This is a genomic window from Leclercia sp. GLN_9, from assembly GCF_043105735.1.
In the GTDB taxonomy this organism is placed as follows: domain Bacteria; phylum Pseudomonadota; class Gammaproteobacteria; order Enterobacterales; family Enterobacteriaceae; genus Enterobacter; species Enterobacter adecarboxylatus.
On record NZ_JBICLV010000043.1, the window covers coordinates 85,966 to 99,922 of the forward strand.

Annotated in this window: 13 protein-coding genes; 12 read left to right on the top strand and 1 reads right to left on the bottom strand. The window is 57.2% G+C overall.

The features are described from left to right. Positions 1 to 28: 28 nt before the first annotated feature. Complete coding sequence (locus ACF8PE_RS22115) at positions 29 to 487, bottom strand: transcriptional regulator (protein ID WP_392495296.1); 459 nt, start codon at positions 485 to 487, stop codon at positions 29 to 31. A gap of 233 nt (positions 488 to 720) precedes the next feature. On the opposite strand from ACF8PE_RS22115, the gene hypA reads away from it, so the two are divergent. From hypA to emrA, 12 genes are all read left to right on the top strand, one after another. Further along, complete coding sequence (gene hypA, locus ACF8PE_RS22120; protein ID WP_032613544.1) at positions 721 to 1,071, top strand: hydrogenase maturation nickel metallochaperone HypA; 351 nt, start codon at positions 721 to 723, stop codon at positions 1,069 to 1,071. Positions 1,072 to 1,074: 3 nt separating this feature from the next. Beyond that, positions 1,075 to 1,947 (top strand): hydrogenase nickel incorporation protein HypB, encoded by an 873-nt coding sequence (gene hypB / locus ACF8PE_RS22125; RefSeq protein WP_392495297.1) that lies wholly within the window; start codon positions 1,075 to 1,077, stop codon positions 1,945 to 1,947. Further along, positions 1,938 to 2,216: a HypC/HybG/HupF family hydrogenase formation chaperone gene (locus ACF8PE_RS22130; protein ID WP_117386724.1), complete on the top strand. Its 279-nt coding sequence runs from the start codon at positions 1,938 to 1,940 to the stop codon at positions 2,214 to 2,216. Before hypB ends, ACF8PE_RS22130 begins: the two co-directional genes overlap by 10 nt. After that, positions 2,213 to 3,337 (top strand): hydrogenase formation protein HypD, encoded by a 1,125-nt coding sequence (hypD, locus tag ACF8PE_RS22135; protein WP_392495315.1) that lies wholly within the window; start codon positions 2,213 to 2,215, stop codon positions 3,335 to 3,337. The genes ACF8PE_RS22130 and hypD overlap by 4 nt, the downstream gene beginning before the upstream one ends. Beyond that, a complete protein-coding gene (hypE, locus tag ACF8PE_RS22140) occupies positions 3,334 to 4,344 on the top strand; it encodes a hydrogenase expression/formation protein HypE (RefSeq protein WP_032613552.1) in 1,011 nt (336 codons plus the stop codon). The genes hypD and hypE overlap by 4 nt, the downstream gene beginning before the upstream one ends. 44 nt (positions 4,345 to 4,388) lie before the next feature. After that, positions 4,389 to 6,476, top strand: coding sequence for a formate hydrogenlyase transcriptional activator FlhA (gene flhA / locus ACF8PE_RS22145; protein WP_077226158.1), 2,088 nt, complete (start codon positions 4,389 to 4,391; stop codon positions 6,474 to 6,476). A gap of 340 nt (positions 6,477 to 6,816) precedes the next feature. Further along, complete coding sequence (gene proV, locus ACF8PE_RS22150; protein WP_032613556.1) at positions 6,817 to 8,019, top strand: glycine betaine/L-proline ABC transporter ATP-binding protein ProV; 1,203 nt, start codon at positions 6,817 to 6,819, stop codon at positions 8,017 to 8,019. After that, complete coding sequence (gene proW, locus ACF8PE_RS22155; protein WP_392495298.1) at positions 8,012 to 9,145, top strand: glycine betaine/L-proline ABC transporter permease ProW; 1,134 nt, start codon at positions 8,012 to 8,014, stop codon at positions 9,143 to 9,145. Before proV ends, proW begins: the two co-directional genes overlap by 8 nt. 134 nt (positions 9,146 to 9,279) lie before the next feature. Next, on the top strand, positions 9,280 to 10,275 hold the full coding sequence (gene proX, locus ACF8PE_RS22160; protein WP_077226157.1) for a glycine betaine/L-proline ABC transporter substrate-binding protein ProX: 996 nt from the start codon (positions 9,280 to 9,282) through the stop codon (positions 10,273 to 10,275). Between the two features lie 340 nt (positions 10,276 to 10,615). Further along, positions 10,616 to 11,800, top strand: a complete 1,185-nt coding sequence (locus ACF8PE_RS22165) for an MFS transporter (protein WP_392495299.1) — start codon at positions 10,616 to 10,618, stop codon at positions 11,798 to 11,800. A 312-nt stretch (positions 11,801 to 12,112) separates the two neighbouring features. Then, positions 12,113 to 12,643 carry a transcriptional repressor MprA gene (gene mprA, locus ACF8PE_RS22170; RefSeq protein WP_032613564.1) on the top strand — a complete coding sequence of 177 codons (531 nt, stop codon included), beginning with the start codon at positions 12,113 to 12,115 and terminating at the stop codon, positions 12,641 to 12,643. A gap of 125 nt (positions 12,644 to 12,768) precedes the next feature. Beyond that, positions 12,769 to 13,944 carry a multidrug efflux MFS transporter periplasmic adaptor subunit EmrA gene (gene emrA / locus ACF8PE_RS22175; RefSeq protein ID WP_032613565.1) on the top strand — a complete coding sequence of 392 codons (1,176 nt, stop codon included), beginning with the start codon at positions 12,769 to 12,771 and terminating at the stop codon, positions 13,942 to 13,944. Positions 13,945 to 13,957: the final 13 nt, after the last annotated feature.

Below are 13,957 nucleotides of genomic sequence, written 5' to 3' on the forward strand. Positions count from 1 at the left end.
TCATTTTCGACACCTGACGACATCGCATTCAGACGGCGGCGTGGTGCTGCGCGAGTGTCGCCAGCGTCAGCGATTCGCCGCGTTCGGTTGCGGCGTACAGCGCGGCATAGACCCCGTTGATTTTCTCGAGGAAATGGTCGAGCACCTCCTCGCGCTGGTCGATGGCGATGGTGCCGTCCAGCATCCCGTCGTCGCTCAGTCGGGCACGGCCAATCAGCACGCTCTCCTCGTTGTCACGCGCTTCGATGGTGTAATTGAAGATGTGCCCGTTAAACGCCTGCTCAGGCGTCACGCGGATAAGGAAGTGGTCGAACAGCCAGAAACCAAGCCCGCTGTCGTTATTGCAGCCCACACTCAGGTAGAGACTGGCTTTAGAAAGGGTAATGGCCTGAACCAGGGAGTTGCCGTAGTGGTTCCAGTGGGCGCGGAGCGTCCGCTGTTGTCCGGCAATAAAATGGGCTTTTTCGCTCAATTCGGTAAGTGTCATGGTGATATACCTGATGCGTCCTGTATAAAGAGTTCGCTTCACTAAGCACATTTCATGCCATTTTTTAAAGTGCTGATTTAAAACATATTAAATTTTAAAGCCCGCCACATCACAGAAAATGACATGTCATTTCGTCATCTTTGTCAGGCCCGTTATTACTTTCCCGCTTTTCCCTCTCTAAAAGATGGCATCAATATTGCTTTACCCGGCAAGACTCCACCGGGAATAGCACAATGCACGAAATTACCCTCTGCCAGCAGGCGCTGGAATTGATCGAACAACAGGCCCATCAGCATCACGCGAAACGGGTGACGGATGTCTGGCTGCGCGTCGGCGCTTTTTCCTGTGTGGAAAGCAGCGCGCTGCAATTTTGCTTTGAGCTGGTGTGCCGCGGCACCCTGGCCGAAGGCTGCGGGCTGCATCTGGAAGAACAGCAAGCGGAATGCTGGTGTCAGGACTGTCAGGAGTACGTCCAGTTACTTACCCATCGCGTACGACGCTGCCCGCAATGCGGCGGCGCAAGTCTGAATATCGTCGCTGACGACGGACTGCATATCACGCGTCTGGAAATTGAACAGGAGTAAACCATGTGTACCACCTGCGGTTGCGATAGCGGCAACCTCTATATAGAAGGTGACGAGCGGAATGCACATTCCGCTTTTCGCAGCGCCCCTTTCTCCCCGGCACCACGCCAGGCGTTTCACGTCACGCGGATTGGCGGCGGGGACTTTGCCCCCACAGAACAGCAGCCGGGCCAGCTGGATTACGGCCAGGGAGTCGCGGGCACCCATGCGCCGGGCCTGAGCCAGCGTAAAATGGTTGAGATTGAAATCGACGTGCTGAGCAAAAATAATCAGCTCGCCCAACGCAACCGCCAGCGGTTCAGCACACGGCAACAACTGGCGCTGAATCTGGTCTCCAGCCCCGGGTCCGGTAAAACCACCCTGCTGACCGAGACCTTAAAGCGCTTACAGCATCGCGTGTCCTGCGCAGTGATCGAAGGCGATCAGCAGACCGTGAATGACGCCGAGCGGATCCGCGCCACTGGCACCCCGGCGATCCAGGTCAATACCGGCAAAGGCTGTCACCTGGACGCACAGATGATCCATGATGCGATGCAGCGCCTGCCGCTGGACGATGGCGGCATTATGTTTATCGAGAACGTCGGCAATCTGGTCTGCCCGGCCAGCTTCGATCTCGGTGAACGCCACAAGGTGGCGGTGCTCTCCGTCACCGAGGGCGAAGATAAACCACTGAAATACCCGCACATGTTTGCCGCAGCTTCCATCATGCTGCTCAATAAAGTTGACCTGCTGCCGTACCTTAACTTTGACGTGGATAGATGCCTCGCCGCCGCGCGGGAAGTGAACCCGGATATTGCGATCCTGCTTGTCTCCGCCACGCGGGGAGACGGCATGGATGCTTGGCTTAACTGGCTGGAGGCGCAGCGATGTGCATAGGCGTTCCCGGTAAAATCAGCGCCATCGCGGACGGTATGCAGGCCAGAGTGGAGGTCTGCGGCGTGCTGCGCGATGTGGATCTCACCCTGGTCGGCGCGTGCGATGAAAACGGCGACAGCCGTCTCGGCCAGTGGGTGCTGGTGCATGTTGGCTTCGCCATGAGCGTGATTAATGAAGAGGAGGCGCTGGACACCCTCGCCGCGCTACAGAATATGTTTGACGTCGAGCCGGACGTCGGCCCGCTGCTGTTTGGCGAGGAGTCCCGCTGACGCGTTTTGTTGATGAATACCGCGACCCGCAAAAAGTGATGCGCCTGATTGAGACGCTTAACGCCCGCGCCAAGGCCTTGCCTTACACCCCGCAGCGCCCGCTGCGGATTATGGAGGTGTGCGGCGGCCACACTCACGCCATCTTCAAGTTCGGCCTGGATCAGCTCCTGCCGGAAAATATCGAGTTTATTCACGGCCCCGGCTGCCCGGTGTGCGTCCTGCCAATGGGGCGGATCGACACCTGCATTGAGATCGCCAGCCACCCGGAAGTGATCTTCTGTACCTTCGGCGATGCAATGCGGGTGCCGGGTAAAAATGGCTCCCTGTTGGATGCCCGGATGCGCGGCGCGGATGTGCGGATTATCTACTCCCCTGCCGACGCGCTGAAGCTGGCCCAACAGCACCCGGATCGTAAAGTGGTGTTCTTCGGCCTCGGGTTCGAAACCACCATGCCCGCCACCGCCCTGACCCTGCGTCAGGCGAAAGCGGCCAACGTGCAGAACTTCTTCTTTTTCTGCCAGCACATCACCCTAATCCCGGTGCTGAAAAGCCTGCTGGAACAGCCGGAGAATGGCATCGACTCCTTTCTGGCCCCCGGCCACGTCAGCATGGTGATTGGCACCCACGCCTACGATTTTATCGCAGATGAATATCAGCGCCCGCTGGTGGTAGCCGGGTTTGAACCGGTGGATCTGTTGCAAGGGGTGTTAATGCTGGTTGAGCAGAAAATCGCGGGCGTGAGCGAGGTAGAAAATCAGTATCGCCGCATCGTGCCGGAAGAGGGCAACCCGCTGGCGCAGGCGGTTATCGACAAGGTGTTTACCATCGAAGGCGAAAGCGAATGGCGCGGGCTGGGGGTAATTGATCACTCCGGCGTGCATCTCACCGACGCGTATCGCCAGTTTGATGCCGAGCGCCACTTCAGCACCCGCGCACAAGACATCTGCGACGATCCTCAGGCACGCTGCGGCGCGGTATTGACCGGGCGCTGCAAACCGGCCCAGTGCCCGTTATTTGGTAATAAATGCACGCCGCAAAGCGCCTTTGGCGCGCTGATGGTGTCATCAGAAGGGGCGTGTAGCGCCTGGTATCAGTACCGTTCTCAGGAGTGTGAAAGTTGAAACAGATAACCCTCGCCCACGGGAGCGGTGGACAGGCCATGCAGCAGCTGATCGGTGAGCTTTTTATGCGCGCCTTTGCCAACCCGCTTTTGAACGAGCAGGAAGATCAGGCCCGCATTCCCCTTCAGGAACTGACCGCCCAGGGCGATCGGCTGGCCTTTTCCACGGACAGCTACGTTATCGACCCGCTGTTTTTCCCCGGCGGCGATATTGGCAAACTGGCTGTCTGCGGTACGGCTAATGACGTGGCCGTCAGCGGCGCGATCCCGCGCTGGCTCTCCTGCGGCTTTATTCTGGAGGAGGGGCTGGAGATGGCAACGCTGGAACGCATCGTCGCCAGCATGGCCGCGACAGCCGCGGCGGCGGGTATTACCATCGTGACCGGCGATACCAAAGTCGTCCCCCGTGGGGCGGCGGATAAAGTGTTTATTAACACCGCCGGTATCGGTTCGATTCCCGCAGGCGTAAACTGGGGCATGCGCCAGATTGCGGCGGGCGATGTGCTGCTGGTCAGCGGCACGCTGGGGGATCATGGTGCCACCATCCTGAATCTGCGTGAAGGTTTAGGTCTGGATGGCGATCTGCACAGTGACTGCGCCGTGCTGACGCCGCTCATTCAGGCGCTGCGGGCAGAGCCGGGCATTAAAGCCCTGCGCGATGCGACCCGCGGCGGTGTGAATGCCGTCGCCCATGAGTTTGCCGCCAGCAGCGGCTGTGGCATTGAATTACAGGAGAGCGCCCTGCCCGTGAAGCCCGCCGTGCGCGGCGCGTGCGAGTTGCTGGGACTGGATCCGCTCAACTTTGCCAACGAAGGCAAACTGGTGATTGCCGTCGGACGCCATGAAGCGGAGCGCGTGCTAGGCTTAGTACGTCAACATCCTCTGGGCCAGGACGCGGCCATCATTGGCGAGGTAGTAGAGCGCAAAGGCGTCCGGCTTGCTGGACTTTACGGCGTGAAGCGAACCCTGAATTTGCCGCATGCCGAACCGCTACCGCGCATTTGCTGACCCCGGCAGCACCCATTCGCTTCTCATTTTTCTGGATATAACGCATGTCGTATACACCCACGAACGATCCCCTCGATCAAGGATTGTTCGATATTACCCGAACCCTGCTGCAACAGCCGGATCTCTGCGCCCTCGCGCGGTCACTGGCCTGGCATGCCCGGCAGATGAACCTGGCCGATCGCGCGAACATTCTGCTCTGGCAGCCAGAGCAGCGTCGCGTTTATCTGTACAGCACCGACGAGCAGGATCGGGATATCCGCTATGAAGATGAGCCGCTGCTGGCGAACGGGCCTTTTCGCCGCATGCTGTCGCGCCCGGACGTGCTGCACTGCCAGGCAGAGACCTTTAAAGAGACCTGGCCAGCGCTGGCCCGCCTGGATCTGTACACCCCCCTGGCCCACTATTGCCTGACGCCGCTGGCGGCCGACGGTCGGATCTTTGGTGGCTGCGAGTTCCTGCGCAACAACGATCGCCCCTGGAGCGACAGCGACTTTTCCCGGCTGCAAACGCTGACTCAGGCGGCGGGCCTGGCAGTCGAGCAGCTGATGGCCCGCCAGAACAGTAGCGACAGCTATGAGGTGCTGTGCCGGGAACGCAACGACTTTCGTCTGCTGGTCGCCATCACTAACGCGGTGCTGTCTAAACTCGACCTCGACGAGCTGGTGACGGAGGTTTCCCGGGAGATCCAGCGCAACTTCGGCATTGATTCCATCAGCATGGTGTTGCGCAGCGAGCGCAAGGGCAAGCTCCTCGTCTATTCCACCCATTACCTGGATAAAAACGCACCGCTGTACGATCAGAGCGAGGTGGACGAGAAAGGCACGCTGTCTGAAAAAGTCATGCGTAACAAAAAGATGCTGATGCTTAATCTGCACAGCCGGGATCAGCATGCCCCTTACGAACGCATGCTGTTTGATATGTGGGGCGAACAGGATCAGACCCTGTGCCTGTTCCCGCTGATCTTCCGCGAGCGGATCCTCGGCACCCTGAAGCTGGCGCAGTGCAAGGCGCAGGTGTTTACGGCTTCGAATCTGGAACTGCTGAATCAGATTGCCGAACGCATCGCCATTGCCGTGGATAACGCCCTCTCCTACCGCGAAATCAGCCATCTTAAGGAGCGGCTGATCGACGAGAACCTCGCCCTCACCGAGCAGATCAATAACGTCGCCACCGATTTTGGCGAAATTATTGGCCGCAGCTCGCCGATGATGACGGTGATGAAGCAGGTGGAGATGGTCGCGCACAGCAACAGTACGGTGCTGATTCTGGGCGAGACCGGCACCGGCAAGGAGCTGATTGCCCGCGCCATTCATAACCTGAGCGGGCGTAGCGATCGCCGGATGGTGAAGATGAACTGCGCGGCAATGCCCGCCGGGCTGCTGGAAAGCGATCTGTTCGGCCACGAGCGCGGAGCTTTTACCGGTGCCAGTGCCCAGCATATTGGCCGCTTTGAACTGGCGGACAAAAGCACGCTGTTTCTCGATGAAGTGGGGGATATGCCGTTAGAGCTTCAGCCCAAGCTGCTGCGTGTGCTCCAGGAGCAGGAGTTCGAGCGGCTCGGCAGCAACCGCACCATCCACACCGACGTGCGCCTTATTGCCGCAACTAACCGCGACTTAACGCAAATGGTCGCCGATCGTGAGTTCCGCAGCGACCTTTACTACCGGCTCAACGTGTTCCCGATCTTCCTGCCGCCGCTGCGGGAACGCCCGGAAGATATCCCGCTGCTGGTGAAGTCATTCACCTCCAAAATTGCTCACCGCTTAGGGCGCAATATCGACAGCATCCCGGCGGATACGCTGCGTCAGCTCAGCAAGATGGAGTGGCCAGGCAACGTGCGCGAGCTGGAAAACGTGATTGAGCGCGCCGTGTTGCTCACCCGCGGTAATGTCCTGCAACTGTCTCTACCGGATATCGATTACCCCCGGTTTGTCAGCGCTACGCCGCCGGAGACGGCAGTCAGTACGCTTCGTGAAGGCGAAGAGGAATATCAACACATTATGCGCGTGCTGAAAGAGACCAACGGCGTGATCGCCGGGCCAAGAGGGGCGGCCCAACGCCTGGGCCTGAAGCGCACCACACTTCTGTCGCGCATGAAGCGCCTGGGCATTGATAAGAACGATCTTTTGTAAGGCGCAGGGGGGAAATATCACCGGCATGAGAGCAATATTATTCTCATGATTTTGGGGTGATATTTTCCGGCCCTCACCGGCATCATTCTCCTGTCATATTCTTCTGCATTTTTGTTATCTCTCCGCGAATTTCGCCTCAATAAGACATTTCTCAAGAAAAATTCATACCGCGCCCAGCCCTTATCTCATGGGAAATTGCGCCGGTTCGCGCGCGGCAAAAATCATGCCACAAGCCAATTCAGGGTTGTCTCAGATTCTGAGTATGATAGGGTATGGCCGGTTAATTATATTCACTGGTAAATATATCGACGTAAATAAATAACGGGACATTCTTTATTGCATGGCAATTAAATTAGAAGTTAAGAATCTTTATAAAGTATTTGGCGAGCACCCGCAGCGCGCATTCAAATATATTGAAAAAGGACTTTCAAAAGAACATATTCTGGAAAAAACCGGGCTGTCGCTTGGCGTTAAAGACGCCAGTCTGGCCATTGAAGAAGGCGAGATTTTTGTCATCATGGGGTTATCCGGTTCGGGTAAATCCACTATGGTTCGCCTTCTCAATCGCCTGATTGAACCCACCCGCGGACAGGTGCTGATAGATGGCGTGGATATCGCCAAAATATCGGACGCCGAGCTTCGCGAGGTGCGCAGAAAAAAGATCGCGATGGTGTTCCAGTCGTTCGCTTTGATGCCGCATATGACGGTGTTAAATAACACCGCCTTCGGTATGGAATTAGCCGGTGTACCGGCCAGTGAGCGTCAGGAAAAAGCGCTGGATGCCCTGCGTCAGGTCGGGCTGGAAAATTACGCCCACGCCTACCCGGATGAACTTTCTGGTGGGATGCGTCAGCGCGTGGGATTAGCCCGCGCATTAGCGATCAATCCCGATATATTATTAATGGACGAAGCTTTTTCGGCGCTCGACCCGTTAATTCGTACCGAGATGCAGGACGAGCTGGTAAAACTGCAATCGCGGCATCAGCGCACTATTGTCTTTATTTCCCATGATCTTGATGAAGCCATGCGAATTGGCGACCGCATTGCCATTATGCAAAACGGCGAAGTGGTGCAGGTGGGAACCCCGGATGAAATTCTGAATAATCCGGCGAACGATTACGTGCGCACCTTCTTCCGTGGCGTGGATATTAGTCAGGTATTTAGCGCCAAAGATATTGCCCGCCGCACCCCGAACGGCATTATCCGCAGAACCCCAGGCTTCGGCCCACGCTCGGCGCTGAAGCTGTTGCAGGATGAAGACCGTGAATACGGCTATCTGGTTGAACGCGGTAATAAATTTGTTGGTGTTGTCTCCATCGATTCCCTGAAAACCGCCCTTGGCGAAAACCAGGGTATCGATGCGGCGTTGATTGACGCTCCGCTTGCCGTGGACGCCGAAACGCCGCTCAGCGAGTTGCTCTCTCATGTTGGCCAGGCGCCTTGCGCGGTGCCGGTAGTCGGAGAAGAACAACAGTACGTCGGCATCATCTCAAAACGGATGCTGCTGCAGGCTTTAGATCGCGAGGGGGCAAACAATGGCTGATCAATCTAACCCGTGGGGCACCACAGACGCCGCTGACAACGCGGCACAATCCGCTGATGCGTGGGGTTCCACCCCGGCTACGCCAGCACCTGACGCTGACAGCGCGGCACAATCCGCTGACGCATGGGGTTCTTCCCCGGCTGCGCCAGCACCTACCGATGGCGGCGCGGCCGACTGGCTGACCAGCGCCCCGGCACCGGAACCTGAGCATTTCAACATTATGGATCCGTTCCATAAGACGCTGATCCCGCTCGACCGCTGGGTAACCGAAGGGATCGACTGGGTGGTGACCCACTTCCGTCCGGTTTTCCAGGGCATTCGTGTGCCGGTGGATTACATCCTTAACGGCTTCCAGCAGCTGATGCTGGGCATGCCAGCACCTGTGGCTATCGTGCTGTTCTCGCTGATTGCCTGGCAGTTTGGCAGCGCGGGGATGGGCGTGGCGACGCTGATCTCGCTGATCCTGATCGGTGCGATCGGTGCCTGGTCGCAGGCGATGATCACCCTGGCGCTGGTGCTGACCGCCCTGCTCTTCTGCGTGGTGATCGGCCTGCCGATGGGGATCTGGCTGGCGCGCAGCCCGCGGGCGGCCAAAATTATCCGGCCGCTGCTGGATGCGATGCAGACTACCCCGGCGTTTGTCTATCTGGTGCCGATTGTGATGCTGTTTGGCATCGGCAACGTGCCGGGCGTGGTGGTGACCATTATCTTCGCCCTGCCGCCTATTGTACGTCTGACCATTCTGGGGATTAACCAGGTACCCGCCGATCTGATTGAAGCCTCGCGCTCGTTTGGTGCCAGCCCGCGTCAGATGTTGTTTAAGGTTCAGCTCCCGCTGGCGATGCCGACCATTATGGCCGGTGTGAACCAGACCCTGATGCTGGCCCTGTCGATGGTGGTGATCGCCTCGATGATCGCTGTCGGCGGTCTTGGCCAGATGGTCCTGCGCGGCATTGGCCGTCTCGATATGGGGCTGGCCACCGTGGGCGGCGTGGGGATCGTGATCCTCGCCATCATTCTTGACCGCCTGACCCAGGCTGTCGGTCGTGATTCACGCAGTCGCGGCAACCGTCGCTGGTATACCACCGGCCCTGTCGGGTTAATCACCCGTTTTTTCCCTAAATAATTCGGGTTGCAGGAAGGCGGCCAGAGAGCGAATCCCCAGGCACACAGATAACGCTGTGGCTGGGGTAAGCGATCAGAGCCAACGCACCTGCAACGTAAATGATGACGGGTACATTTCTAAAATAAGGAACAACGATGCGACATAGCGTAATTTTTGCCACAGCGTTTGCCACCTTTGTCTCTACCGGCACATTCGCCGCTGAACTGCCTGGCAAAGGCATTACCGTGCAACCGGTACAGAGCACCATCTCCGAAGAGTCGTTCCAGACCGGGCTGGTTAGCCGGGCGCTGGAGAAGCTGGGTTATACCGTCAATAAGCCCAGCGAAGTGGATTACAACGTGGGCTATACCTCGATTGCCTCCGGCGATGCCACCTTTACTGCCGTGAACTGGCAGCCGCTGCATGACGATATGTACGCCGCGGCGGGCGGTGATAAGAAATTCTACCGTGAAGGGACATTCGTTTCCGGTGCGGCACAGGGTTATCTGATCGACAAGAAAACTGCGGATCAGTACCACATCACCAACATCGAACAGCTGAAAGATCCCAAGATTGCCAAACTGTTTGATACCAATGGTGACGGCAAAGCCGACATGATGGGCTGTTCCCCGGGCTGGGGCTGTGAGGCGGTGATTAACCACCAGAACAAAGCCTTCGACCTGGCCAAAACCGTGGATGTTAGCCACGGTAACTACTCGGCGATGATGGCCGATACCATTGCCCGCTTTAAGGAAGGCAAGCCGGTCATCTATTACACCTGGACGCCGTACTGGGTCAGCGACGTGCTGAAGCCAGGTAAAGATGTGGTGTGGCTGCAGGTGCCGTTCTCCTCTCTGCCGGGCGAGCAGAAGGATATCGACACCAAACTGCCGAACGGCATGAACTATGGCTTCCCGGTTAACACCATGCACATCGTTGCGAACAAAGCCTGGGCTGAGAAAAACCCGGCCGCAGCGAAGCTGTTCTCGGTAATGAAGCTGCCGCTGGCGGATATCAACGCCCAGAACGCGATGATGCATGCGGGCAAATCGTCTGAGGCCGATGTTCAGGGTCACGTTGATGGCTGGATCAAAGCCCACCAGCAGCAGTTTGATGCGTGGGTAAATGAGGCGCTTGCAGCGCAGAAGTAAGTGCGCGCGGTTTCCCCTCACCCTAACCCTCTCCCCTGAGGGGAGAGGGAACCTGATTACCCTCCCCCCTTTGGGGAGAGGGTATCTGAGCATCTTCTAACCTCTGAAGGGAGAGGGAATCTGAACACCTTTTCTCCTCTGAAGAGAGAGAACCTGAATACCTTCTCTCCTTTGAATGGAGAGGGAGCCTGAACACCTTCTCTCCTCTGAAAGAAAGACCGGAATGAGGGGGAAGCCCAAACCGCACAATCCATCACTCACCAGTTCTCCTCCTTTCTTATTCATCCGTTATTATGTTTTCTGAAAAAATAATCACTCAACTAATGATTTCAAAAACCTAATGACAAAATCGACTGAGAGGCTTAGCCCCGCACTTATTCTTCTGATGTCCGTGGCAACCGGTCTGGCGGTCGCCAGTAACTATTACGCCCAGCCGCTACTGGAAACCATCGCGCGTAACTTTTCGCTGTCTGCCAGCTCGGCCGGTTTTATCGTTACCGCCGCGCAGCTGGGGTATGCCGTTGGTCTGCTGTTCCTCGTCCCGCTGGGGGATATGTTCGAACGCCGGGCCATGATTGTCTCCATGACCCTGCTGGCCGCTGGCGGGATGTTGATCACCGCCTCCAGCCAGTCGCTGGCGATGATGATCTTCGGCACCGCCCTGACCGGCCTGTTCTCGGTGGTGGCGCAGATTCTGGTGCCGCTCGCGGCCACCCTCGCCTCACCGGAAAAACGCGGCAAAGTGGTCGGGACCATTATGAGCGGCCTGTTGCTGGGGATTTTGCTGGCACGTACCGTCGCAGGTTTGCTGGCGGGCATCGGCGGCTGGCGCACCGTGTACTGGGTGGCGTCGGTGCTGATGGTGGTGATGGCCCTCGCCCTGTGGCGCGGCCTGCCGAAGGTGAAATCCGAAACCCACCTCAACTACCCTCAGCTGCTGGGGTCCGTTTTTAGTCTGTTCACACACGATAAACTGCTGCGTACCCGGGCGCTGCTGGGTTGTTTTACCTTCGCCAACTTCAGCATCCTCTGGACCTCAATGGCCTTTCTGCTGGCCGCTCCGCCGTTTAACTATTCCGAAGGGATGATTGGCCTGTTCGGCCTGGCGGGCGCGGCCGGAGCGCTGGGCGCACGTCCGGCGGGGGGTCTGGCGGATAAGGGCAAGTCGCACATTACCACGACCGCCAGTCTGGTCCTGCTGCTGCTCTCCTGGGCGGCGATCTGGTACGGGCATGTCTCGGTGCTGGCGCTGATTGTCGGCATTCTGGTGCTGGACCTCACCGTGCAGGGGGTGCATATCACCAACCAGACCGTGATTTACCGCGTGAAGCCGGAGGCCCGTAACCGCCTGACGGCGGGCTACATGACCAGCTACTTCATCGGTGGGGCCGCCGGGTCGCTCATCTCAGCCTCGGCGTGGCAGCATGCTGGCTGGGCGGGCGTATGTGCAGTTGGGGCAGTTATGGCTATCCTTAATCTGCTGGTCTGGTGGCGCGGCTACCATCGTCAGGACGCTATTCAATAAGGTTTACATAAGTTTGGGGTTTCTTAGGGTGTTAAGGAACCCCTCAGTCTGTTATGGTGACTGGAATCATTTATTCTGGAAATTTTTATGTGGGTAATATATTAGAATACCGCATGAATAACTTACGCCCGAAGACCCATCCCCGTTTTGCCAGTGCTCCCTCCTCTTTTCTGTGCTTACCGGGTCACGGATCTACCCGGCTCTTGATGACGGTGAAATTTGTCTGATGGATTTTAGTCGCACAAATAATTCATTTACATTATTTGTCACTGTCGTTACTATATCGGCTGTAATTAATGAGGTTATGCCCAAATGGATAGTTCGTTTACGCCCATTGAACAAATGCTTAAGTTTCGCGCCAGTCGCTACGCAGATTTCCCTTATCAGGAGATCCTGTTAACCCGTCTCTGCATGCACATGCAGGGCAAGCTGCTGGAAAATCGCAATAAGATGCTGAAAGCTCAAGGGATTAACGAGACGTTGTTTATGGCGTTGATTACGCTGGAGTCTCAGGAGAATCACAGCATCCAGCCTTCCGAGCTGAGTTGCGCCCTGGGTTCGTCTCGTACCAATGCAACCCGTATTGCCGATGAGCTGGAAAAACGCGGCTGGATTGAACGCCGTGAAAGCGATAACGACCGCCGTTGTCTGCATCTGCAACTGACCGAGAAAGGTCACGAATTCCTGCGCGAGGTGCTTCCACCTCAGCACAATTGTCTGCATCAACTCTGGTCGTCTTTAAGTGGTACCGAGAAAGAGCAGCTCGAGCATATCACCCGCAAGCTTCTCACCCGTCTGGACCAGATGGATGAAGATGGCGCCGTTCTTGAGGCGCTACGCTAACGCGACGACACGCTCCAAAAATCCAGATTCATAAGAAAACCGACAGGCCAGCACATCACAGTGCTGGCCTTTCTGATAACAGGTCGGCTCAGCCGATGTGAAATAATAAGATCGTGGAGAAAATCATGAGCGCAAATGCGGAGAACACAACCCCGCAGCAACCGGTCAATAAGAAGAAAGGCAAACGCAAGCGCGCCCTTCTGCTGCTGACCTTGCTCTTTATTATCATTGCCGTGGCATATGGGATCTATTGGTTTTTAGTACTGCGTCATACTGAAGAGACGGATGATGCGTACGTTGCAGGGAACCAGGTTCAGATTATGGCGCAGGTGTCGGGCAGCGTGACGAAAGTCTGGGCTGACAATACCGACTTTGTGCAAAAAGGCGACGTGCTGGTCACGCTGGATCCGACCGACGCCCAGCAGGCGTTTGAAAAAGCACAGACCGAGCTGGCCTCGAGCGTGCGTCAGACCCGTCAGCTGATGATCAACAGCAAACAGCTGCAGGCCAGCATCAATGTGCAGAAAACCGCCCTCGCCCAGGCGCAGACCGATTTCAATCGTCGTGTTCCACTCGGTAACGCTAACCTGATTGGCCGTGAAGAGCTGCAACACGCCCGTGACGCGGTTGCCAGCGCGCAGGCCCAACTGGATGTCTCTGTTCAGCAATATAACGCTAACCAGGCGATGGTGCTGGATACGACCCTCGATCAACAACCTGCGGTGAAACAGGCGGCGACGGAAGTGCGCAATGCCTGGCTGGCGCTGCAGCGAACCAAAATTGTCAGCCCGATGACCGGCTACGTTTCCCGTCGCTCGGTGCAGCCTGGCGCGCAGATTAGCTCCTCAACCCCGCTGATGGCGGTCGTGCCCGCGACCAACCTGTGGGTGGATGCTAACTTCAAAGAGACGCAGCTGGCGCATATGCGTATCGGCCAGAGCGCAACGATCGTCAGCGATATCTACGGCGACGAGGTGAAATACACCGGTAAAGTTGTCGGGCTGGATATGGGTACCGGCAGCGCCTTCTCCCTGCTGCCTGCGCAGAACGCCACCGGGAACTGGATCAAAGTGGTACAGCGTCTGCCGGTGCGTATCGAGCTGGATGAGAAACAGTTGGCGGATCATCCGCTGCGTATTGGCCTCTCCACGCTGGTCACGGTCGATACCGCGAACCGCGACGGTCAGATGCTGGCGAACCAGGCCCGTTCTAACCCGGCTTACGAAAGTAATGCCCGCGAGATCAGCCTTGAGCCTGTGAATAAGCTGATCGATGAGATCGTGAAGGCGAACGCCGGTTAATCCAAAGGTGAGC